Source organism: uncultured Methanobrevibacter sp. (assembly GCF_947166415.1).
Classification (GTDB): domain Archaea; phylum Methanobacteriota; class Methanobacteria; order Methanobacteriales; family Methanobacteriaceae; genus Methanocatella.
Genome location: NZ_CAMVEE010000012.1, coordinates 1 through 23,142, shown reverse-complemented (window position 1 = coordinate 23,142; position 23,142 = coordinate 1). Strand labels below are relative to the sequence as shown.

The 23,142-nt window shown below is 35.6% G+C and carries 25 protein-coding genes; 19 read left to right on the top strand and 6 right to left on the bottom strand.

What is annotated here, in order from left to right:
• The first annotated feature begins 263 nt into the window (after positions 1 to 263).
• A complete protein-coding gene (locus tag Q0W25_RS03865) occupies positions 264 to 1,481 on the top strand; it encodes an ammonium transporter (RefSeq protein WP_298519144.1) in 1,218 nt (405 codons plus the stop codon).
• 11 nt (positions 1,482 to 1,492) lie between these two features.
• Positions 1,493 to 1,831, top strand: coding sequence for a P-II family nitrogen regulator (locus tag Q0W25_RS03860; protein ID WP_297824527.1), 339 nt, complete (start codon positions 1,493 to 1,495; stop codon positions 1,829 to 1,831).
• Positions 1,832 to 1,896: 65 nt separating this feature from the next.
• Here Q0W25_RS03860 and Q0W25_RS03855 read toward each other — a convergent pair whose 3' ends face one another.
• Together Q0W25_RS03855 and aroD are read right to left on the bottom strand one after the other, a co-directional pair.
• Positions 1,897 to 2,499 (bottom strand): S24/S26 family peptidase, encoded by a 603-nt coding sequence (locus Q0W25_RS03855; RefSeq protein WP_297824526.1) that lies wholly within the window; start codon positions 2,497 to 2,499, stop codon positions 1,897 to 1,899.
• A gap of 9 nt (positions 2,500 to 2,508) precedes the next feature.
• Positions 2,509 to 3,183: a type I 3-dehydroquinate dehydratase gene (aroD, locus tag Q0W25_RS03850; RefSeq protein WP_297824524.1), complete on the bottom strand. Its 675-nt coding sequence runs from the start codon at positions 3,181 to 3,183 to the stop codon at positions 2,509 to 2,511.
• A 199-nt stretch (positions 3,184 to 3,382) separates the two neighbouring features.
• Between aroD and Q0W25_RS03845 the strand changes: the two genes are divergently transcribed.
• From Q0W25_RS03845 to Q0W25_RS03830, 4 genes are read left to right on the top strand one after another with little or no spacing between them, the layout of a single operon-like run.
• Positions 3,383 to 4,108, top strand: a complete 726-nt coding sequence (locus Q0W25_RS03845; RefSeq protein WP_298519139.1) for a hypothetical protein — start codon at positions 3,383 to 3,385, stop codon at positions 4,106 to 4,108.
• Positions 4,109 to 4,120: 12 nt separating this feature from the next.
• Entirely contained in the window at positions 4,121 to 4,984 is an 864-nt protein-coding gene (gene sucD, locus Q0W25_RS03840) for a succinate--CoA ligase subunit alpha (RefSeq protein ID WP_297824520.1), read from the top strand.
• Positions 4,984 to 6,186 (top strand): hydroxymethylglutaryl-CoA reductase (NADPH), encoded by a 1,203-nt coding sequence (gene hmgA / locus Q0W25_RS03835; protein WP_298519137.1) that lies wholly within the window; start codon positions 4,984 to 4,986, stop codon positions 6,184 to 6,186. The genes sucD and hmgA overlap by 1 nt, the downstream gene beginning before the upstream one ends.
• Before the next feature lies 1 nt (position 6,187).
• Complete coding sequence (locus tag Q0W25_RS03830; RefSeq protein WP_297824516.1) at positions 6,188 to 6,394, top strand: hypothetical protein; 207 nt, start codon at positions 6,188 to 6,190, stop codon at positions 6,392 to 6,394.
• Here Q0W25_RS03830 and Q0W25_RS03825 read toward each other — a convergent pair.
• Genes Q0W25_RS03825 through Q0W25_RS03810 form a run of 4 tightly spaced genes read right to left on the bottom strand, consistent with a single transcriptional unit; the run spans position 6,391 to position 8,742 of the window.
• Positions 6,391 to 7,032 (bottom strand): DUF116 domain-containing protein, encoded by a 642-nt coding sequence (locus Q0W25_RS03825; RefSeq protein WP_298519134.1) that lies wholly within the window; start codon positions 7,030 to 7,032, stop codon positions 6,391 to 6,393. The two genes, Q0W25_RS03830 and Q0W25_RS03825, sit on opposite strands and share 4 nt — an antisense overlap.
• 10 nt (positions 7,033 to 7,042) lie before the next feature.
• The gene (locus Q0W25_RS03820; RefSeq protein WP_298519132.1) at positions 7,043 to 7,495 is read right to left on the bottom strand and encodes a hypothetical protein; all 453 of its coding nucleotides are present in this window, start codon (positions 7,493 to 7,495) and stop codon (positions 7,043 to 7,045) included.
• Between the two features lie 36 nt (positions 7,496 to 7,531).
• Positions 7,532 to 7,687: a hypothetical protein gene (locus Q0W25_RS03815; RefSeq protein WP_292785600.1), complete on the bottom strand. Its 156-nt coding sequence runs from the start codon at positions 7,685 to 7,687 to the stop codon at positions 7,532 to 7,534.
• A 38-nt stretch (positions 7,688 to 7,725) separates the two neighbouring features.
• Entirely contained in the window at positions 7,726 to 8,742 is a 1,017-nt protein-coding gene (locus Q0W25_RS03810) for a hypothetical protein (RefSeq protein ID WP_298519127.1), read from the bottom strand.
• A 118-nt stretch (positions 8,743 to 8,860) separates the two neighbouring features.
• Between Q0W25_RS03810 and thsA the strand changes: the two genes are divergently transcribed.
• The 13 genes from thsA to infB all read left to right on the top strand — a co-directional run.
• Complete coding sequence (thsA, locus tag Q0W25_RS03805) at positions 8,861 to 10,501, top strand: thermosome subunit alpha (protein ID WP_298519124.1); 1,641 nt, start codon at positions 8,861 to 8,863, stop codon at positions 10,499 to 10,501.
• A gap of 418 nt (positions 10,502 to 10,919) precedes the next feature.
• Positions 10,920 to 14,657 (top strand): transglutaminase domain-containing protein, encoded by a 3,738-nt coding sequence (locus tag Q0W25_RS03800; RefSeq protein WP_298519121.1) that lies wholly within the window; start codon positions 10,920 to 10,922, stop codon positions 14,655 to 14,657.
• Positions 14,658 to 14,809: 152 nt separating this feature from the next.
• Positions 14,810 to 15,523: a metal-dependent transcriptional regulator gene (locus Q0W25_RS03795; RefSeq protein WP_297824504.1), complete on the top strand. Its 714-nt coding sequence runs from the start codon at positions 14,810 to 14,812 to the stop codon at positions 15,521 to 15,523.
• Between the two features lie 87 nt (positions 15,524 to 15,610).
• On the top strand, positions 15,611 to 16,126 hold the full coding sequence (gene endA / locus Q0W25_RS03790) for a tRNA-intron lyase (RefSeq protein ID WP_298519119.1): 516 nt from the start codon (positions 15,611 to 15,613) through the stop codon (positions 16,124 to 16,126).
• Positions 16,127 to 16,222: 96 nt separating this feature from the next.
• Entirely contained in the window at positions 16,223 to 17,320 is a 1,098-nt protein-coding gene (locus tag Q0W25_RS03785; protein WP_298519115.1) for a tryptophan--tRNA ligase, read from the top strand.
• Positions 17,320 to 17,946: a stage II sporulation protein M gene (locus Q0W25_RS03780; protein ID WP_298519112.1), complete on the top strand. Its 627-nt coding sequence runs from the start codon at positions 17,320 to 17,322 to the stop codon at positions 17,944 to 17,946. The genes Q0W25_RS03785 and Q0W25_RS03780 overlap by 1 nt, the downstream gene beginning before the upstream one ends.
• A 43-nt stretch (positions 17,947 to 17,989) precedes the next feature.
• Positions 17,990 to 19,186, top strand: a complete 1,197-nt coding sequence (gene thrC, locus Q0W25_RS03775; protein ID WP_298519109.1) for a threonine synthase — start codon at positions 17,990 to 17,992, stop codon at positions 19,184 to 19,186.
• A 241-nt stretch (positions 19,187 to 19,427) separates the two neighbouring features.
• On the top strand, positions 19,428 to 19,631 hold the full coding sequence (locus Q0W25_RS03770; protein ID WP_367269911.1) for a histone family protein: 204 nt from the start codon (positions 19,428 to 19,430) through the stop codon (positions 19,629 to 19,631).
• A 465-nt stretch (positions 19,632 to 20,096) separates the two neighbouring features.
• Positions 20,097 to 20,465 (top strand): 50S ribosomal protein L7Ae, encoded by a 369-nt coding sequence (gene rpl7ae / locus Q0W25_RS03765; RefSeq protein ID WP_297824494.1) that lies wholly within the window; start codon positions 20,097 to 20,099, stop codon positions 20,463 to 20,465.
• A gap of 33 nt (positions 20,466 to 20,498) precedes the next feature.
• Positions 20,499 to 20,705 carry a 30S ribosomal protein S28e gene (locus Q0W25_RS03760; protein ID WP_297824492.1) on the top strand — a complete coding sequence of 69 codons (207 nt, stop codon included), beginning with the start codon at positions 20,499 to 20,501 and terminating at the stop codon, positions 20,703 to 20,705.
• Between the two features lie 14 nt (positions 20,706 to 20,719).
• Positions 20,720 to 20,881: a 50S ribosomal protein L24e gene (locus Q0W25_RS03755; RefSeq protein WP_298519105.1), complete on the top strand. Its 162-nt coding sequence runs from the start codon at positions 20,720 to 20,722 to the stop codon at positions 20,879 to 20,881.
• Positions 20,878 to 21,330, top strand: a complete 453-nt coding sequence (gene ndk, locus Q0W25_RS03750) for a nucleoside-diphosphate kinase (protein WP_297824489.1) — start codon at positions 20,878 to 20,880, stop codon at positions 21,328 to 21,330. Before Q0W25_RS03755 ends, ndk begins: the two co-directional genes overlap by 4 nt.
• A gap of 38 nt (positions 21,331 to 21,368) precedes the next feature.
• On the top strand, positions 21,369 to 23,142 hold a 1,774-nt coding region (infB, locus tag Q0W25_RS03745), incomplete at its 3' end, for a translation initiation factor IF-2 (RefSeq protein ID WP_298519101.1).

The following is a 23,142-nucleotide window of genomic DNA, read 5'->3' as shown; positions in this document are numbered from 1 at the left end:
TTTAATATTTGTTAAAAAGCCTTTATTTTGGCATTAAATGAATGTGTTTTTTTCAAAATTTTTAACTGAACAAAGTTTTTAAAGTGTTGATTTTTCATTTTGTTTTGTTTATTTTATTTTTGATATTCTGCTTTTTTTCATCATACAAAATGTTTATATACTATGGAGTTCAATAGGTATATGTCGGAACATTACTTCCGACATGTTACTTCCGGTGTTTTGCCGGCGAGTTTTATTTACAATTTAATTAATGAGAAGATAAAATGGTAGTTTTTAGTGCAGGTGACACAGCTTGGATACTCGTATGTAGCTTATTGGTATTGTTGATGAGTATTCCAGCAGTCGCATTTTTTTATGGAGGATTAAGTAAACGTAAGAATGTTTTAAACACAATTTTTTTAACTTTTATTGCATTTTCTATGGTAAGCGTATTATGGGTGATTTTTGGCTACCAAATTGCATTCGGTAGCGACATGTGGGGACTTATAGGATCTCCAACCAATTTCTTCTTACAGGGAATTGCATTAGATGATTTGACTGGAACAATTCCGACTTTGTTATTCGTAATGTTCCAGTGTGCCTTTGCCGGTTTGACAGTGGCTCTTATTTCAGGAGCGCTTGTTGGAAGGATGAAAACAAGAGCATGGGTAATTTTTTCCTTATTATGGATTTGTTTAGTCTATATCCCTGTAGCCCACTGGGTATGGGGTGGAGGATGGCTGATGCAAATGGGAGCACTCGACTTTGCAGGAGGTGCAGTAGTGCACATGAATTCAGGTGCAGCCGCATTAGCTGTCGCATTAGTGCTTGGTAAAAGAAAAGACACTTCATTGATTCCACATAACCTTGGATATGCAGTACTTGGTGCAGCATTGCTCTGGTTTGGATGGATGGGATTCAATGGAGGATCAGGTCTTGCAGCAGACGGTCTTGCAGCAAATGCAATCATAGTATCAAATGTTGCTGCAGCATGCGGATTGATTTCATGGACCCTATTGGATACTTATATTGTTGGAAAACCTACTGTATTAGGCGCAATTTCCGGTGCAGTAGCAGGATTAGTCGGTATTACTCCGGCAGCAGGATTTGTTGACGTTCCAGGTGCAATAGCTATTGGTGTTATAGCTCCGTTCGTATCCTATTTCGCAATCTATTACCTGAAAGCAAAACTTGGATATGATGATGCTTTGGATGTATGGGGCATTCACGGAATGTCTGGAGTATGGGGAGCAATAGCAACAGGAATATTTGCAGTGCCAACAGTCGGAGGAGTTGCAGGATTAATTGCGGGCAACCCTAACCAGTTATTGATACAGATTATAAGTGTTGTTGCAACTCTTGCATACTCATTTATAATAAGCTTTATACTTGCCAAAGTTCTAGATAAATCCATGAACGGTATAAGAGTGGAAGATTACCAAGAAATTGGTGGACTGGACACCAATCTTCACGAGGAATCCGCATATAACTTTAACTCATAGGGGTGTTGATTATGAAAAGTATTGTCGCGATTATAAGACCGGAAAAATATACAGATGTTAAGAATGCTCTTTTGGCTGTCGGATGCGAAGGAATGAACGTAACCGAAGTTAAGGGAAGGGGAAGTCAAAGAGGAATTAGGGAATCATATAGAGGATCTAGTTACTGCATTGATTTAATTCCAAAAACACGTGTTGAAGTCGTTGTCAGAGATGAAAGTGTGGATGAGATTGTTGAAGCAATCAAAAAGAGTGCACACACAGGAAACATTGGGGATGGGAAAATATTCATTTATCCTATAGACAACGTAATAAGAATTAGAACAGGCGAAGAGGGGGATAATGCCGTGTAACTTATCTCTCATTGACAAAAACCTTCCTAAAGGAAATATTGCTTAATGCATTATTTCCTTTTTTTTTAATATGCTATAGCCACGCCATTGATTTCAGAGATGTCCACCCAGGTTGTTATTCCTTTGATTTCGTATAATTCACCATTTATGTATTCATACGCTACATTTTTATTGTCGCTTTCAAGGTAAACTTGGCTGCCATCGATTTCACCGACTCTTTTTATGACTGCTCCGTATTCATCGGAATCTGCAACCACGATATCTCCAGGCTGTATATCGTGAGTTTTGTTTATTAAAACAGCTTGTCCGTCCTGCAGTGTCGGAAGCATTGAAGTTCCATCAACATGTACGATAACAGGGATCTGATTTTTGCCGATGCTTGAGTCTATTGTTACTTTTGGATTTTCCATTCCGTAATCCCTGCAGATATTTTCAATGCCTTCCTTAAGAGCTGTAATGTTTGATGAGGTATCGTTCATCACATAAATGGCATAGTCACAGATTTCACGGTTCAATCCGCTGGAGTTGACTCCTGGAAGGGTGTTTGTTGTGACGCTGACATTTTCACCATCGATATAGACATTGACAGTGTCGTTTAAAAAAAAGTTAAATGCGAAAAATGCAATTATGATAATAGCTATTATAGCTAAAATTATTTTTTTAGCCATTTAAATCACCTATTCCATAATGTTCAGGTCCATGTTTATCAGTGATTTCATTGTTTCGATATCGATTTGGCCTGGCGCTGTAACGTCGGTTCCAACTGCAAAAGTTATTGGAGAATTGAATTTTGCAGCCATAATACGGGTATAGCTGCCCAAATCACCCATTGAAATGGCAATTGTATCTTCAAAGTGTGAAAGGATAGCCAAAATTGTTAAGGTGTCCTCCAAATCCTGAGGCATGAATGCGACTTTGGCGATGTCTCCAAGTTCATGTTCCTTTTCAACAATATATGTAATTTCATCAAGGCCAGGTGTCTTTTCGAAATCGTGATATGATACGATGGTTTTTACTCCTGTATCATGGATCTTGTTTATGTATTCGTCGTTGCTTTGAAGTTCTATATCGACATAATCAACTAAATCGCAGCATTCATATAAAATGTTTATGCGGTCTTCTTCAGAACCTTTAAAGGATCCTCCTTCTCCTTCTATTCTATTGGTAGCTATCATTGGAAAATCAATTTCTTTGATTGTATGTTTTATTTCATCGATATCAGGGTTTTTCAAGCCATCTATTCTAAATTCTAAAACATCAGCTCCCTTGTCAATACAATCTCTAGCTACTTCAACAACTTTTTTGCAATCTTCTTGAAAAATAGGAATTGCAATTTTAGTTTCAGAATACATTAATATTTATTTTACATTTAGTATTTTATTAAGGTTTCTAAAAATCCGACTCTTTCAAAATATTTAAATCAACAAAGTTTTTGAAAGAGTCAAAAATTCCATAAACTATTAAAATTTATTAATTAAAAAAAATATAAATAAATTACAATAAAATATTATATTTTATTTATTTTATTAATCAGATATACAAGGTGTTATTTTGAAAATTACAGCAATAGGTGCAGATATTTCACGAAATGATGTATCTTGTAGTTCTATGCTAGTAGAAACTATTGAAAAAAACCTTCATAAAGTAAAGGAGTTAGGCGCAAAGGATGTCGCTTTGACCAATGTCACTGGTGATGATGTTGTTATCAGTGCATTTGTTGAAGATGATTTGCTTGAATCCGTAAATGAAGGTATTGTGAATGTTTTGAAATTGAGTGCGGAAAATCTTGGCGATTTGTCTGGCATCTCCCAAAATCCTGATGAAGCGGGTGAGGGAATCTCTTATGCCGAAGCCAACATAAGATCAGACAGGCTTCCAGATGCAATCGTTTTGGGTTTTGATACATATGGGGGAGAATCATTCGTAGCAGACGTTGCAAACTCAGCAATCGATGCCGCGAAGGGCATGAAAAACATGACTGATGTATCAGATTATATCGAAGCGAAAACAAGGAAAATACCGGGTGTAGGTTATGTTTCACCTGAAACCGATGATCCGGTTGTAGTGGCAACTATTGAAAACTTGGAATCAGTAGGAGTAATTGCCAGTGCGATGATTGGAGCTGCACTCGGAAACAAGAATACTTATTTAGTTAAACGCGGAACAACTTGTAATGTGTTGCCAGGCAGTGTAATATTTTCAGCCACTGCATTTATGAATGGAAACGTAATTGATTTGGCTGTTCCATTCGAAAACAAAACAAGAATATTAAAATAGGAGTTATCTGTTATGATTTTATTAAATGAAGATACAAAATGTTTAGTTCAAGGTATTACTGGTAAACAGGGTTCTTTCCATACAGAACAAATGTTGAATTATAATACAAACATTGTTGCTGGAATCACCCCTGGAAAAGGTGGCCAAAAATTCATGGATAGAGTTCCGATTTTCAATTCCATTGAAGAGGCTAAAGAGGAAGTAGACATCAATGCTTCAATAATTTTTGTACCTGCTAGATTTGCAAAGGACGCTGCTTTTGAAGCAATCAGACATTTGGATTTGGTTGTAATCATTTCTGAACATATTCCTGTTCACGACAGTATGAAAATCATGGCATACGCACAAGAGATGGATACCACCATCATCGGTCCAAACACTCCGGGAATCATTTCCCCTGGCGTTGGTAAATTAGGTATCATGCCAACCCATATCTTCAAGGAAGGTAATGTGGGAGTAATTTCAAGAAGCGGTACATTAACTTATGAAATCGCCAGTGAACTTACAAATGCGGGCATCGGTCAGAGTACTGCTGTTGGAATTGGAGGAGACCCTGTTACTGGGGATAATTATGTTGATATCTTAAAGAGATTTGAAAAGGACGACGCTACAGATGCAGTTGTTTTAATCGGTGAAATTGGAGGAACTGCTGAAGAAAGAGCTGGAAAATTCATCGCAGAAGAGATGTCCAAACCTGTCGTGTCATATATTGCAGGAAGAACTGCACCTCCAGGTAAAAGAATGGGACATGCTGGAGCTATTATCCAAGGAAATTCCGGTACTGTTGCAAGTAAAACCAAAGCTTTGAATGAAGCTGGCGTTGATGTAGCTGAAAAACCGTCTGAAATTGTAGATTTACTTAAAAAGGTTATGTAATGACAAATCAAGAAATTATTGATAAATTATTGAATGGTGAAATTAAACTTTACCAGGTTGACAAGGAAGTTAGTGCTAAAGAAGCCACAGACATCAGAAGGGAATTTTTAGAGCAGGAATATGGGATTGACTTATCCAACATATCTAACTATTCCTTGGACATGGAAAGGGCATCAGCAAGAAATATAGAAAATTCCATTGGAGTATTGCAGTTGCCGATGGGAATTGCAGGTCCTTTAAAGGTTAACGGCGAATACTGTCAAAGAGAAGTTTATGTTCCTCTTGCAACTTCCGAAGGGGCACTTGTAGCATCAGTTAATCGTGGTGCATCAACAATCACCGCTTCAGGCGGAGCAAATGCAAGGGTCATATCCGACATCATGACAAGAGCTCCGGCCATCAAATGTGAAAATGCCGTTGATGCGATAAAAATCAAGCAATGGTTTGTTGATAATTTCGATGAATTAAAAGAAATTGCAGAAAGTACCACTTCTCATGGTAAACTTGTAAAAATAGATCCTATTTTAATTGTTGGAAATTATGTATATCCTCGTTTCGTTTACTCTACAGGTGACAGTATGGGGATGAACATGGTTACCATTGCATCCGAAAAGATTTTAGATAAATTAGCTAGTGAAACTACCGCTACTCATTTGGCGTTAAGCGGAAATGTTTGCGTGGACAAGAAACCGTCCTCAATAAATATTGTTGAAGGAAGGGGAAAAAGCGTTGTGGCGGACATATTGATTCCAAAAGAAATTGTAGCTAAAAAGCTCAAAACCACTGCTGAAGCAATTCAAGAAGTAAATATTGCCAAAAACCTTATCGGTTCTGCCGCTTCAGGCACAATGGCATTCAATGCCCATTATGCAAACATGGTTGCAGCCATATTTTTGGCAACCGGTCAGGATGCCGCACACGTGGTTGAAGGTTCCCTTGGAATTACCACCGCAGAAAACAGGAACGGAGATTTGTATTTCTCAGTCAATCTCCCGGACTTGCCTATAGCTACCGTTGGTGGTGGAACTAGTTTGGAAGTAGCTAAAGAAGGATTGAATATTTTAGGTGTTGCGGGTTCCGGAAAAGCACGCGAATTTGCAGAAATTGTTGCAAGTACTGTTATGGCAGGTGAATTGTCTTTACTTGGAGCATTGGCTGCAGGACACTTGGCAAGAGCCCATCAGGAACTTGGAAGAGGATAGAATGGATGACTTTTTAGATGAGTTGTATCCGGAACTAACTCTTGAAACTGATGATATTTTAATGACCTTAGCTATAAAAAAAGATTATTCAGAAATCAAGGATTTTGAAAAGAGAAAAGAAGAGTTCATTAAAGATTTGGAAGACTTTATAAATGAATTTTCTCAAACCCCCGAATCCGATGATTTCATGAGATATTTTGATGATTAGTATTTGGAATCAATTTTTTCAAATACTTTTTTAACATTTACTTTTGTTTCAAAACAGCCTGTTTTTTCAAGAAGCACTCCTTGCGGACAGAAATCTGAGAGTAACATCATCATCTGATTTAGGTCTTCATGGCAGGCCACTCCAAGAACGGCCTTAAACTTGTTTTCCATAACTATTTTTTTAACGAAACTTGATCCTGGAACAATATATAATTTGTATCCTAACGGTTCTGCCTTTTTCTTGATGACTCCAATTGAGCATAATCCGCATTCAACGCAATTCAAACCTTCCTTTTGAAGTGTTGCAGGACAATCCTTATGTCTTAAACAGTGAGGAAGGAATATTAAAGTCTTTTCGGCAGGAATCTGCTTGAACTTTTCCTTGTTGATTTCGTCTCTAACCTTAATTGCAATATCATCAATTAAATCATCATCGAATTTTAAAAAATGAGCTATTGTTTTAAACGGTGAATACAGCAAATCAACAATGTATAACAGGAATCTTGGGAATTTTATTTGATTTTTCCTTGCGATTAAATAGCCTAGAATAACTACAACTATAAATAATATTATAATCAGAATGGCCACAAAAACAACCAGTTGGCCTAAAAACATATAGAATGAATCAATGAATAGCATTTTTTTTAACCTAAAATTCTTCAATTGTGTAATTATTAAATTCCCTATTTAATTTTACTCCTGTCGGTGTTTTCAATATCTCAAGGCCTGATAAGCTGTCGCAGGAACATAAGACATTTTGTTCGGGGTGTGTTCCGGGAGTGATGTTGCAGTTTAGATTGACTCCATCTCCAATTGAAATTACTGTTTCCAATCGTTTGGTTGACGGGTGGGCCTTGTTTAAAATTACTAGTGGCGATGACTCTTCACGGCTTAGGTATGCTTGGGATCTTATTGCTCTTTTGTCTTTTTTGAAGTTGGAAACCGCTATGATATCGTCTGATTCTAAAAATTGAACTATTTCCTCGTTGTCCTGTGTGGCTATGAAAAGCATCTTGTTTTCATATGCCACTTTAACGATGCCGACCATTCCGGTCTCGCCTTCTAAAAATAGTATTTCGTCATCTTTAAAATCAATATTCATAAAATCACTTAAAAAATAAAAAGAGAGTAAATAAATTTACTCTGCAAGTTCTACATTGTCGCTTTGACAGGATGGACAAACGACTTTCTTTCCAAGACCTTTAAAGGTATTTCCACAGTCTTTACATCTGTATTTTTTTGTTTTCAGTTTCGCTAAATCGATATCGGCCATTGGCCCTCCACTAGAACACATGTTATATCACCTATATTATAATATATTATATATTATATTTAATAGTTTATTTCGGATGCAATGTTTTTGATTTTCTCAGCAATCTTTTCGTCATTTGTCAGATTATAGAGAATTTCATAGTAGTATATTGCAGGATTGTATATTCTGTTTTCTTCATATTCTCTGGAGAGGTTGTACAGGGTCTCCAAAATGAATGGATTAGGACCCAATTGGATGTTTTTGTTTTTGATTATTTCAATTGACTTTTCCAAATCCAACTCCAACTCCCTATTCTTTGTTTTAATGTAGTTCATTTCACTGTAGGCCATTGGACTCAATTCGTATTCCATACTGTAAATGAATAATGCCAAGGCTATTTCCAGCTGGTCCTCTTCAACATAGTAGTAGCCCAATCCCCTGTAGCACCTTGCGATGTCCTGCGGAAGATATGCATATTTCAGGGCATCGGATACGAACATGTAGTATTTGTTCAAAGTGTAAGTGTGCACCTTGTAGATTTCGGTCAGTTCGAGAATTATTCTTGATGAGACGGGATTGATCTTGATTGCTTTTTTCAGGTAAAGCTCGGATTTTTCATATTGCTGGTCTTCCAAAAGCAGGAATCCGTAGATGTAATATAAATCGAGCAGTGGCTGATTGTCAGGTATGTATCTGACTTCCTTTTTCGCCCCCACATATTCCCGGAATATTATCTCCTCGAGGATATTTGTGAAATAGTGATATTCGCTTACCTTATCGTCTTCAAACATCGGATAGAAACTTTCCATAAAGTTGTCCAGTTTATTTAATGCAAGCTTATACTCTCCAGTTTCGATATCTGGGGTGATTTCGTTCAGAATATCCATTATAGGATTTTCAATATTCGAAATTTCAAGGAACTCTTCCTTTTCGCTGTCGGTGAGGCAGTCCCACAGCATTCTGGAAATCTCCCGTATAATCTCCTTGCTGTATGGATGGTCTGTATATTTTTCCATTTCATCAGACAAGTATTTCCTGTTTAAATCCTTGTTCGTACCCAAGTTAGATTTAATTTCATTTATTATCTCATCATACATTAAAACACCTATAGTTACTTTAATGGGTAATATTTTTATATAACCTCTAACTCATATTATTAATATATAAAAAACTTATTTTTATATTATTCTTAAAAAAATTAAAGGTGATTATGAAATGGCAAATCAACCAATATTTATTCTTCCTGAAGGGACTGAAAGATATTCAAAAAGAGATGCTTTAAGAATGAATATCACAGCTGCTAAAGTATTAGCAGGTATTGTAAGAACCACTTTAGGTCCTAAAGGAATGGACAAAATGTTAGTTAACTCCTTAGGTGATGTAACTGTCACCAATGATGGTGCAACTATCATGAGAGAAATGGAAATCAATCAACCAGCTGCAAGAATGCTTGTAGAAACAGCTAAAAAACAAGAAGAAATTGTTGGAGACGGAACTACTACCGTTGTTGTAATTGCTGGTGAATTATTATCTAAAGCTGAAGAATTATTAGATGATGGTATTGCAACTTCTGTTGTTGTAAAAGGTTTCAGAAATGCAACAAACAAAGCAATTGAACTTTTAAATGAAATTGCTATTGATGCTGATGATAAAGAAACTCTTAAAAAGGTAGCTGTTACAGCTATGAGTGGAAAAGGATCAGACTATGCAAAAGACCACTTAGCAGACATTGTTGTTGAAGCAGCTTTAAGAATCGAAGAAGACGGAGAATCCGACATCGATAATATTAATATCCAAAGGGTTTCTGGAGATTCTGTAGAAGATTCATTTTTAGCTGAAGGTATCGTAATTGACAAGGCTCCGGTTTCCAAAAACATGCCTAAAGAAGTCAAAGATGCTAAAATAGCTATCATCAAATACCCTATCGAATTAAAAGACACAAATATTGACACTAAAATCGACATTACAAATCCTGATCAATTTGAAGCTTTCATCAAAAAAGAAGAGGAAATGGTTAAAGAGTTAGTGGATAAAGTTATTGCTTCAGGCGCTAATGTTTTATTCTGTCAAAAAGGTATTGACGACATGGCAGAACACTACTTGAAAAAAGCAGGAATCATGGCTTACAAAAGAGTTAAAAAATCTGACATGGAAAGACTCGCTAAAGCTACAGGCGCTAAATACGTAACTGATATTGATGATTTATCTGAAGAAAAATTAGGTTTCGCAGGACGCGTATACCTTGACAAACTCTTCGACCACGAATTGACTTTCATTGAGGATTGTGAAAATCCAAAAGCATCCTCCATTGTGTTAAGAGGAAGTACCCGTTACGTAACTGAACAAATCGCAAGAGCATTAGATGATGCTTTAGGTGTTGTTGCAGCTACTATTGAAGAAGGTAAAGTTCTCATCGGTGGTGGAGCTTGTGAAATTGATTTAGTTAAAGGATTAAGAGAATACGGTGAATCTGTAAGTGGAAGGGAACAATTAGCTATCTTAAAATATGCTGAAGCATTGGAAGTTATCCCAAGAACTTTAATTGAAAATGCAGGTTTAGACACCATTAACTTAATCGCTGACTTGAAAGCTGCACACGAAGATTCAGCATTCACTGGTATCAACGTATTTTCCGGTGAAGTTGCTGACATGAAAGAGGCTGGCGTTATCGAACCTTTAAGAGTCAAAATCCAAGCACTTCAATCTGCTGGAGAAGCTTCCGAAATGATCTTACGTATTGACGATATGATTGCAGCAAGAAATGCATTAAATTCAACCGGACCTGATGAGTCTGGTAACGATGCAAGTGGTATGCCTCCTGCACCTGGTATGGGCGGTATGCCTCCAATGATGTAAAATTTTTAAATTTTCACATTATTTTTTTATTTTTTATTTTTTTTGGCTTGTTTTTCTATTTAAAGCCTTAAACTTCTTTATTTTTATCATAACTCATGTTTTCTTCATGTTTTTATATTTATCATATTTAAACTATATCTCATTTTATATGATAAGCAATCTAACAACTGTTTAATTTTTTATAAATTTGTTTATCGTTAAATATAGTTTCGTTCATTTTTATATTATATTATTCATTTTCAAGTATATTTTTACTTGAAATGAGGTTTTCATAAATTTTTAGGCTTATTTTTTGAAATTGAACTCATTTAACACGATTTATTAAATAAATAGGTTTATATAGTATATTTATAAATAAATATTGTTGAAGTGAGATTTTTATAGCTCACGGAATAAATTGTTATGGAGGTAAAATATTTTGAAAAGAAAAATATTACTCACTTTTCTGTTAGTGCTTGCCCTTGTTTTAGCGGCCAGTGCAGTTTCAGCTAGTGATGTTAATGTTACAGATTCATACACTACAAACTTAGTGGATGACACATCCGATGATATTGTTAGTGTTGAAAATGCTGACACATCAGATATGTCTGTATCTAGTGATTCAAATATGAATATTGATGATTCATCTAAAGTTTCTCTAGCAAGTGAAGAAGTTTTAGAATCTGATAATTCAAATACTTTATCAACTAACACTGTAAATGATACTAGTTTAAGTAGTACAAATGAAAATCAAGAGATTCTTGCTGCTAAGGCTACTCAATTGATTCCATTCGGAGATGCTTATTACGGCTATCCGGTTAAAGTAGTCTTGAAAGATGCTAATGGAAATGCAATTTCAGGTAAAACAGTCAGTTTTACAATTAGCGGTAAGACTTATACAGCAACCACTAATGCTAACGGGGTAGCAGGCGTTAAACCTGGATTGTATACAGGTAAATATTCTGCAACAATCAAGTTTGCAGGAGATTCCACTTATGAAGCTCAACAGATTAAAATTGACTTCAGCATATTGCCTACTATCAAGTCCAAAGCGATTTCCAAATATTATAAAGGAGATACACAATATTCCGCTACATTTTTAAATGGTAACGGAAAGCCTTTGGCAAATACATATGTAAAGATTAGTATTAATGGTAAAACTTACAATAGAAAAACTAATGCTAATGGTATTGCTTATTTCGCAATTAATCTTAAACCAGGAACCTACAAGGTCACATCTACTGATCCAATCACTGGTTATCAATTAACTAATACTTTTAAAATATTATCTACAATTAAGACCGCAGATGTTTCTAAAGTTTATACTGACGGTAAAAATTTCTATGCTAAATTCTTTAAAAATGATGGTAACCCTTTAGCGGGTAAATCTGTTAAATTCAACTTAAACGGTAATAATTATCAGGTAACCACCAATCAAAATGGTGTAGCACACGTTTCTTTACTGAACCTTCAACCAGGTACTTACAAGATTACTACATACAATACAAATGACGGGTTAACTGAAGTTAATACCATTAAGGTTGTCAGTCACTGCAGTTCCAAACTGCTCACTACTGATTACACATTTTTAACATCCGATTCCAAAGTCATAAGAGCGACATTAAACAATGCGTTCAATTATGCACCAGGTGAAGGTAAGACTATTAAATTCACCATTAATAACAACAATTATTATGCAACTACTAACAGTAATGGTGTAGCTGCTGTTAATGTAAACTTGGATAAGGGAATTTACATAACAAAAGTCAGTTATGATGGTAATTCTTTCTATGACCCATCTTCAGCTTCCTTTAAGGTAGTGGTTATACCAACCAAAACTCCTACTCTCACCTTAAAAAGTTCAACAACTTTATTGAAAGGTGCTGATAATTCAGTTAAGGTTGCTTTAACTGCAGGTGGTGTTCCTTTAGCAAAAAGAACAATCACCTTCAAAATTGACGGTAAATCAACAGAATTTACCAGAACCACTGATGATAAAGGTATTGCAACTTTGGCGGTCAACTTGGCTGTAGGTAAACATACAATCACTTTTACTAATAAAGCTGAATCCAAAGTGTCTTCCAGTACTGGTTCAGCAACAATATCAGTTCTTGAAAAGGCATCTTCTTCAGTTTATTGGAAAGCTGGAACAACCTTTACACAAGGTAGTAACATTATTAAAGTATTATTGCAAGATGCTAATAAAAAGCCGGTATCCGGCAAAACTATTAAAATTATTGCAAACTCTAAAACTTACTCTGCCAAAACTGCCTCAAACGGATATGCTACATTCAAAATCACATTCCCTGCAGGAACTCAAACAGTTTCATACAAATTCGAAGGTGATTCATATGACGGTGCAAGCAGCGGATCCGTTAAAGTGCTCACACTCAAAAAAATCGATAACGGTTATGGGTACTGGGTATTCGGTGGAGATATGAAAGATGTTAATTTGAACACCTTATCATCTCACGGAGTCACTGATATCTTCTTGAATTATTATGCAATTGAAAAACACGGTAAATCCGCTGTGGAATCATGGATTGCAAGTTCCAATAAGTTAGGAATGAGAGTGCACATGTGGATGCAGGTTTTCTACGATGGTAACTGGATCAACCCTGTCAAAAATGGTCAGCCAGACACTACCTACTTTAATAATAAAATATCCGAAGCTATGGGATATGCAAAACTTAAAGGTGTTTCTGGTGTTCATTTTGATTATTTAAGATATCCTGGTACAGCTTATAAAACTACAGGTGGTACAGCAGCGATTAATAAATTTGTAACCCTTGCTAATTCCAGGCTCCACAATACTGTTTCAAACCTAATCATTTCTGCAGCATTAATGCCTGAACCTGATGATAACGTCAAGTATTATGGTCAGGATTATGCTACACTCAGTAAAGAACTGGATGTTGTTGTTCCTATGATTTACAAAGGAAATTACGTCAAAACCACAAGTTGGATTACATCCACTACAAAATGGTTTGTTTCAAATTCAAAAGGAGCTGCAGTATGGGCAGGATTACAAGCTTATAAATCTGATGATAATCCAACTCCGTTGTCAACATCTGAAATCACTGCTGATTCAAAAGCAGCGGTAAATGCTAATGCTAATGGAGTAATCTTATTCAGATACGGCGTATCAAATGCTGTGGACTTCAAAACTATGCCAAGTCCTAGCAGTTCAAGTTCCACTACTCCAACTACAGATGGTCCTACTTCCCTTTCAATAATCAACATTATCGGGGGAGCAAACACTATAAAAAATTATTATTCTAAATATGGTAAGGCTCCATCTACAGTTACTGTGGCTAAGCACGAATACACTATGCCTGAATTCCTTTATCTGATGGAACAAGCCATATATCAATTAGGTAACTCAAATACAAAAGCAATCAAATGTATTTATGGCGTTAAAGCTCCAGCTGATCCAAGTGGGGATTCAATAGATTCAACTTTATCTAAATCCGCTTATCTGACATTAGCTAAGAATGTTGCCACATATATAAGCAATTATAATCGTGCACCTAATTATGCATCTTCATCTTTAGGTAGCATCATTTATTCAGAATTGATTGATTCATCATCACGTATATTGGCTTTCTATAAAAATAATGACAATGTGATGCCAACTACAGTTGCTATCAGATATGTAGACCCTTCATCTCCAATACCATCAATTCCTGTTGGTGGATTGAATGTGAAAAATACTATTAAGGACCTTTCTCCTTATCTCAAAGCAACTACTAACTGTCAAGTGGGCAATTCTGCTATCAGAAGTGTTGTTAATTCCATAACTAGTGGATTAACTACTGATTTGCAGAAAGCTAACGCTATCTACAATTATGTAAGGGACCATATTTCATACAGTTTCTATTATGACACCCATTATGGTGCTGTAGGAACATTGAATGCTGGAACCGGAAATTGTGTTGACCAAGCACACTTGGTTGTAGCCATGTTTAGGACTGCAGGTCTTGCAGCCAGATATCAACACGGAACATGTACATTCTCAAGTGGAAGTACATATGGTCACGTGTGGGCTCAAGTTTTAGTAAATGATGTATGGATAGTAAGCGATCCAACAAGTACAAGAAATTCATTTGGAAATGTAGTTAATTGGAATACTAACTCTTATAGTCACAATGGTTACTATGCTAGTTTACCGTTCTAATTAATTATTTTTTTATTTTTTTTTAATAAATCTTGAAATCTAATTTTTGTTAACTTTTTTTTGACAATTTCGCCTCAAATATTTAGGTTTACCAAAACTTTTTTATACTCATAGCTATAAATATTATATTAATATAGTCTAAGGTGAATCGTATGGATGAGAGCAAAATTAGTGAAAATATTGAGGAATACTTAGAAGTTTTATATCGTAATGGAAGCAATGGTGAACAGGTTTCCACTACACAACTATCAAAAGATTTGGGTATTGCACCTGGAAGCGTAACACAAATGCTTAAAAAACTAGAAAAACTCGGTTACATTAGTTATACTCCATATAAAGGAGCTACCTTAACTGACGATGGTATGAAAATAGCTCAAAAAATCACAAGAAAACATAGGATTTTGGAAAAATTCCTAACTGATGTTTTAAAAATCAAAGAGGAAAATGTCCATAATCAGGCTTGTGAAATGGAACATACATTATCCGATGAAGCGGAAAGGGCCTTATGCAACATGCTCAAAAATCCTGATGTATGTCCTGACGACAACGTCATTCCTGCCTGCAACTTTGATTTTGGAAGCTGCCAAGAATGTCATTCATTCACTGATTTTGACCAGATTATTTACAGACAATTCAACTTATTGTCTATTTCAGAATTGACTTCAGATGCTGAAGGAACAATCTCATTCATTCGCGGAAGCCCTGAACTTTTGGATGACATTTCAAGTTTGGGCATATCTATCGGCTCTGAAATCACCTATGAACTTAATGAAGAAGGTCAGGACAATCAGTTTTCAGTAGTTATCAATGATGAAAGGTTGGATATTTCAAGAGAAATGGCCAATAACATTTTCATCAAAATTTAACTTTTCTTTTTTTTACAAAAATTTATATAATATCTTTTTAAAACATATTAGCATTAAATATAATTATTTTCTTTTTACGGTGTTTTAATGCGCGGAAACTTATCTAATGAAATAGTATCAATCAAAATTGAAGAAGGAAGTAAAAGGCCAATTGCTTTACATGAAAAAAGTAAGTTCGGTAAAATTGAAGCTGATGCACTGAATCTTTCTTTGATTGAAGCTTGTTATCTTTTGGAAAAAGGTCGTTTGAATATTTATGAAGACGATGTGGAGTGCACTGTAGGTTATTTGATTGATATGTTGAAAGAAAAGGAATTATATAGTAAATATGTCGTTTTTCGTGATTTAAAAGACCGTGGATATGTTATCAAGACAGGATTCAAATATGGTTCAGAGTTTAGATTGTACAATCGTGGAGGAGGTCCGGGTGAAGGGCACTCAGATTATCTCGTAAAAATAATATTTGAAAATTATGACATTAGCGCTCTTGATTTTGCAAGTTATGTCAGAGTCTCTCACGGAGTAAACAAAAAACTTCTCCTTGCAATTGTCGACGAGGACTTCGACATTACATACTATAATGTCGAATGGACAAGACCATAATTTAATTAAAGGAAGTTATTATATTTTTATATAGTTTTTATTTAAAATTAATTACATTAATTGAAGATTTAATTTAAAAGAGTTATTGGTGATAATATGGCAGAGTTAATTGATCCATGGGCATCATTTAGCCTAGATTATGATAAGTTGGTTAATCATTTTGGTATTGGTAAGATTTCAGATATATTGAAAGACATTGAAAACCCTCAAAAACTAATGAAAAGAGGAGTCATCTTCGGACATAGGGAATTCGATGAAATCAATAAATTAATCAATCAGAATAAGGACTTTGCAGTTGTTACCGGTATGATGCCGAGTGGACAAATGCATATAGGTCACAAGATGGTTGTAGACCAATTGCTCTGGTATCAGGAAAAAGGCGCAATGCTGTCACTTCCAATTGCCGATTTGGAGTCATATGCTGCAAGGGGAATGAGCTTTGAAAAGGCAAAGGAAATAGCTGTCGATGAATACTTGACAAATTGGATCGCATTGGGTCTTGATTTGGAAAGGGATAATGTCAATGTTTATTTGCAATCCCAAAACCCTGAATTGCAAAAATTAGCCTTCAGAGCATCCAACAAAACCAATTTCAGCCAGCTCAAATCAATTTATGGATTTACTCCATCCACCAACATAGCTCATATCCAATCTCCATTAATGCAGGTTGCAGACATCTTGCTTCCTCAAACTGAGGAATTTGGAGGTCCTAAAAAAGTTGTTGTCCCTGTTGGAATAGACCAGGACCCTCATATCCGATTGACAAGGGACATTGCCCATAAACTGAATGAAGAATTGGGATTCCTGACCCCTGCATCCACATATCACAGGTTCCTGACCGGTTTGAGCGGAGATAAGATGAGCAGTTCCAAGCCGAATACTGCAATCTATCTCAACGATGATTCCAAGGTTGCCGCCAAAAAAGTTAAAAGCGCAAAAACCGGTGGAAGAGAAAGCCTTAAAGAACAGCAGGAATTAGGTGGGGAAGTGGACCAATGTGTCGTTTATGAATTGCTTTTATACCACCTGATGGATGATGAAAAGGAACTTGAAAAAATCAGAAACAGCTGTTTAAACGGAACTTTAAGATGCGGCGATTGCAAAGCATTGGCAAGTGAATTGATGGAAAAGTTCTTTGATGAACTAAAGGATAAGCAGATTGAAGCTCGTGAAATAGCTAAAACTCTGATATAATGTTTGATTTAAAAAACGAAGTGAAGGCAGCTTTCATTGAGAATAAGACAGCTATCATTGCTTCCGCATCAATCCTTTTTATTTCTATAATATTGGGTTACGTGTTTGAACCGTATCTCTATAGCATATTAAATCCTGTTGTTGAAGACATGACCAACAAGGTTCAAAGCGGAGTAATCAAGCTGACCTTTGGAGACGTTTTCATCAACAATATCATTATTGTTCTTGAGATGTTTATTTTTGGAATATTTTGCTGCGGTTCTGCATTGATTTTGGCATTCAACGGCTTTTTTACAGGATATTATGTGGCTATTGCCGATAATCTGTTGGAAGTTCTGGTCTTCATAGTTCCTCACGGAATATTCGAATTTTCCTCATGCATTCTGGCATGCGCATCAGGATTTGTCCTGTTCGATTTTGTCATCCGGCTCGTTAAAACGTTCTGGAAGATGAATGGAATGAAATTTTTCGACAGATTTGTGCAGGCTTATGATAAAAATTTTGATAAATTGCTGCAGGCATTTATTCTGTTGGCTGTCGCTTCGATTTTGATGGTGATTGCAGGCATTGTTGAAGTTTATGTTACATTGCCTTTGGGCAAATTTTTACTCTCGTTTCTAAGTTAAATTTTAAATAATAATAATTTAAAAAATATAAGTGTGATTATTTATGATACGATGTGTTTCATGTGGCGAAGAATATGACGACGATGAAGTGATCTACACTTGTCAAAAATGTGGATCTGTACTTGAACTCGTTAATGAAATTGATGTTTCTAAAGATATTTTTGATGGAAGAAGAGACAACTTATGGAAATTTAAAGAATGCATTCCAGTTGACGAATCCAAAATCGTTTCTCTTGATGAAGGGGGAACTCCATTTTGCAAATGCGACAAGTTAGGCGAAGAGCTTGGCGTAAACCTATACGTCAAAGTGGAAGGTTCCAACCCTACCGGAAGTTTCAAGGATAGGGGAATGACTGTAGGAATGACAAAAGCAATGGAATTAGGCGTAAGTACCGTAGGTTGTGCTTCAACAGGAAATACCTCTGCATCACTTTCCGCTTATGCCGCTAGAGCAGGTTTACGTTGTATCGTATTTTTACCATCCGGAAAAGTTGCTTTAGGAAAATTGGCTCAAGCAATGTTCCACGGTGCTGAAGTGATGTCAATCAATGGAAACTTTGATGAGGCACTTGAGGCAATGACAGCTTTGGCATTAGAAAAACATCTTTATTTATTAAATTCAATCAACCCATACAGATTGGAAGGTCAAAAGACAATAGGATATGAAATCGTCAGGGATTTAGGATGGCAAGCTCCTGACAGGATTATTCTACCTGTAGGAAATGCAGGAAACATTTCCGCTATCTGGAAAGGTGTAAAGGAGTTCTATGATGCAGGTTTCATCAAAGATCTTCCTATGATGACAGGTATTCAGGCTGAAGGTGCATGTCCGGTTACAAATGCATTCAGAAAAGGGGACAAAAGGGTAGTTCCTGTTGAAAATCCCGAAACAATCGCTACTGCAATTCGTATAGGTGCTCCGGTCAGTGACATCAAGGCATTGAATGCTATTTATGATTCCAACGGATACTCAGAAACAGTAACTGACGAAGAGATCCTTGATGCTCAAAAGTTGCTTGCAAGAACAGAAGGTATCGGTGTCGAACCTGCTTCAGCAGCTTCCATTGCAGGACTTAAAAAACTTGTGGATGAAGGTGTGATTGATAAAGGAGAGACCATAACCTGTGTTGTTACAGGACACTTGCTTAAAGACCCTAACACTGCTATTGAAGCATGTACACAGCCTACTGAAGTGGATGCTGATATAGACACTTTAAGAAAAATTCTCATGAATAAATAATTTTATTCATACTTTTTTTTAATTTTCATTTTGCTTTTTATTTTTCATTTTTTCAATTTTAAGGTATACAATTTTGCATTAAAGTAACCTATGAAAAACATTTCAAAAGATATTAGTGTCAATATTTAGGTTATAAAATTTTGGTTTTTAGTGTTGAAATCTTTCAAAATTAGAACTAATAAACCAATATATTTATATATAAGCAAATAAAAACTATTATTAACAAAAAAATGAGGTGAATATTATGAGTGAATTACCAATTGCTCCTGTAGGAAGAATCTTAAAAAATGCTGGTGCACAAAGAGTAAGTGATGACGCAAAAGTTGCTTTAACCGAAGCTATCGAAGATTACGGAAACGAAATCGCTCAAAAAGCTGTAGGCTTTGCTCGTCACGCTGGTAGAAAAACTGTAAAAGCAGAAGACGTAAAATTAGCAATCAAATAGATTTGCTGATGGTCACAGATAGTAATTAATTTACTATCTCTTTTACACTTTTTAATTATTTTTTATTTTTTCTAGTTCTTAATTACTTATTTTAACCTATTTTTACAAACATTTATATACTATACTAACCAATTTAATATTGTCTAGTTCTCTAGAATTATTTCATTAATTACTAAATTTTTATTTTTAGTTTTGCTAAAAATTATATGAAATTCAGAAGTATTTGTATTGAAAGTCTAATCCCCCTTATTTTTTTATTATGGGATTATATTTAGTGATATATGAATTGTTCAAGAATTAGTATTATTAAAAACTATATTAAATTATTCTCTCATTGAATAATTTGAGTAATTTCTATAGTTAAAAAATAATATAACTATATATAATTACATCATATTATGATTCAAAAGAATTATAATATCTGCCGATGGATGGCATAGCCAGATGAAAAAGGAGGTATATTTTATGGCAAACATTTATGTAAAATTTGACACACCTGAAGAATTAGCTAAACAAGCTGAAGAAGCATTAGAAACCGCACAAGCTACCGGTAAAGTAGCAAAAGGTACTAACGAAGTAACCAAATTCATCGAAAGAGGAGACGCAAAATTAGTAGTTATCGCAGAAGATGTAGATCCTGCTGAAATCGTTGCTCACATTCCTGTACTCGCTGATGAAAAAGAAATTCCTTACGTATACTTACCTACCAAAGAACAAGTTGGTGGAGCTGCAGGTTTAACTGTTGGTACTGCATCTGCATGTATTGTAGACGCTGGTGACGCTGAAGCTGCTGTTAGTGAAATTGCTGAAAAAGTTGCTGAATTAAAAGAATAGATAAATTCTTTTAATGAATATACGGTGATTTAAATGGAAGAAGGAACTCCTGCTGAAGTCATTGAAGTTTTAAAAAGAACTGGTATGACTGGTGAGGTAATGCAAATCAAATGCAGAATCCTCGAAGGTAGAGATAAAGGAAGAATTTTAACAAGAAACATTATGGGTCCTGTTAGAGAAGGTGACATTTTAATGTTACTTGATACAATCAGAGAAGCTAAAGAAATTAAGACTCCATAAGAAGGTGTAAGAACATGAGAACTTGTTCATTCTGTAAAAAGGAAATAGAAGAAGGTACAGGAAAAATGTACGTTAAAAAAGACGGTTCAATTTATTTCTTTTGTAGCAGTAAATGTGAAAAAAATATGATTAAACTCGGAAGAGTTCCAAGAAAAGTTAAATGGGTTAAAGAATGATTCAAAAAAGTTTTGTAATGATGAAACCAGACGCTGTACAAAGACGTCTTATGGGTAAAATATTATCCCGTTTTGAAGACAAAGGTCTTCAAATTGTTGCTGTTAAATTAATTCAAATCGATGAAGATTTAGCTAAAACTCATTATGGAGAACATGCTGAAAAACCATTTTTCCCAAGTTTAGTTGAATATATCACTTCTTCACCATCATTAGCAATGGTAATTGAAGGAGAAGAAGCTATTACCACCATTAGAAAAATTGTTGGTGCAACTAATCCTTTAGAAGCTGATCTTGGAACTATCAGAGGAGACTTCGGTATGGATACAGGTAGAAACATTATTCATGCATCCGACGCTCCTGAATCTGCAGAAAGAGAAATCGCTTTATTCTTCGATGAAGATGAAATTTGCGATTACGAAATCGTCGACAATGATTTAATTTATGAATAAATTTAATATTTTAAAAGTTTATTATTAAGAAAGATACTATGAAAATCAGATCCCCGATTGTATCAGTTTTAGGTCATGTAGACCATGGAAAAACTACATTGTTAGATTATATTAGAGGTAGTGCAATTGCCGATAAGGAGGCAGGGGGCATTACACAACATATTGGTGCTACAGAAATCCCTAACGATACTATTGAAGAAATCTGTGGAAACTTCATATCAAGATTAACTATTAAAGATTTAATCCCAGGATTGTTCTTCATCGATACTCCTGGACACGCTGCGTTTACCAGCTTAAGGAAACGTGGTGGCGCTTTGGCTGATTTGGCCATTTTAATAGTTGACATTAATGATGGATTCAAGCCACAAACATATGAGGCATTGAACATTCTTAAGATGTACAAGACTCCATTCATTGTTGTAGCTAATAAAATTGACATGTTGTTTGGATGGGAAACCCATGAGGGAGCTTCATTTAAAGAAACATTTAACCAACAGGCTCCTAGTGTCCAACAGGATTTGGATGCTAAAGTCTATGAAATCGTTGGTACCCTCTACAAGGAAGGTTTCCAGTCTGAAAGGTTTGATAGGATAAGCGATTTTGCTTCACAAATCAGTATCATACCTATTAGCGCAAGGTCCGGTGAAGGTATTATTGAAGTTTTGGCAATGCTTTTAGGGCTTGCTCAGGAATATCTGACCGAGCAGCTAGAAATCAATGCTGACGCTCCTGCAAAAGGTACTGTTCTAGAGATTAAGGAAGAAGTAGGATTAGGTCTCACTATTGATAGCATCATCTATGATGGTGTTTTGCGAACTAATGACGAAATAGCTTTAATGACTTCTTCAAACGAAGTGCTGACCACTAAAATCAGGTCTATCCTAAGGCCGCTTCCACTGGAAGAGATGAGGGATTCCAAAAAGAAATTCCAAAAGTTCGATGAAGTGGTTGCCGCTGCAGGTATCAAGATTGCTGCTCCTAATTTGGATGATGTCGTTTCAGGTTCACCGCTCAGAGTATTGAGCGATGAGGAAGATGTCGAGGAACAAATCTTGAAGGAAATTGAAGACATTACCATCAGCACTGAAGATGAAGGAATCCTAGTAAAAGCTGATACATTAGGCTCTCTTGAAGCTATTGTCAAGTTATTGAGGGAATTGGATATTCCTATTCGTGAAGCGGACATAGGTGATGTAAGTCGTAGAGACATTATCAATTCATCCATCGCATTAAATGAAAATGATGCGCATGGAGCAATTATTGCATTTAACGTTAATGTTCATCCTAATTCAGTTGAAGACCTCAATAATTCTGATGTCAAGCTCTTTAAGGGTGATGTAATCTATCAGATCATTGAAGATTATGAGGAATGGATTGATGAAATGGAAAAGGCTAAGAAGAAAGCATTTTATGATGCAATCATCAAGCCTGCTAAATTCATGTCTTTACCGAAATTGGTTTTCCGCCAAAGCAAACCGGCCATTATTGGAATAGAATCAATCAGCGGTACAATCAAACAGGGCCAGACTTTAATCAATAAGAATGGCGAATATGTTGGTGTTATTGCAAGTATGGAAGACAAGGGCGAAACATTGCCTGACATTTCCAGAGGTCAAAGAGTTGCTATGGCTATTAAAGATGCTATTGTAGGAAAACATTTTGAAGAAGGGGATGAATTGTATGTTGACATTCCTGAAAAACATTATAAGTTCATCGAAAGGGAATTCAAGGATAAATTAACTGAGGATGAATTTGAGACTTTATATGAATTTTTAGAAATCAAACGTAAACAAGATCCAGATTGGGGTAAAT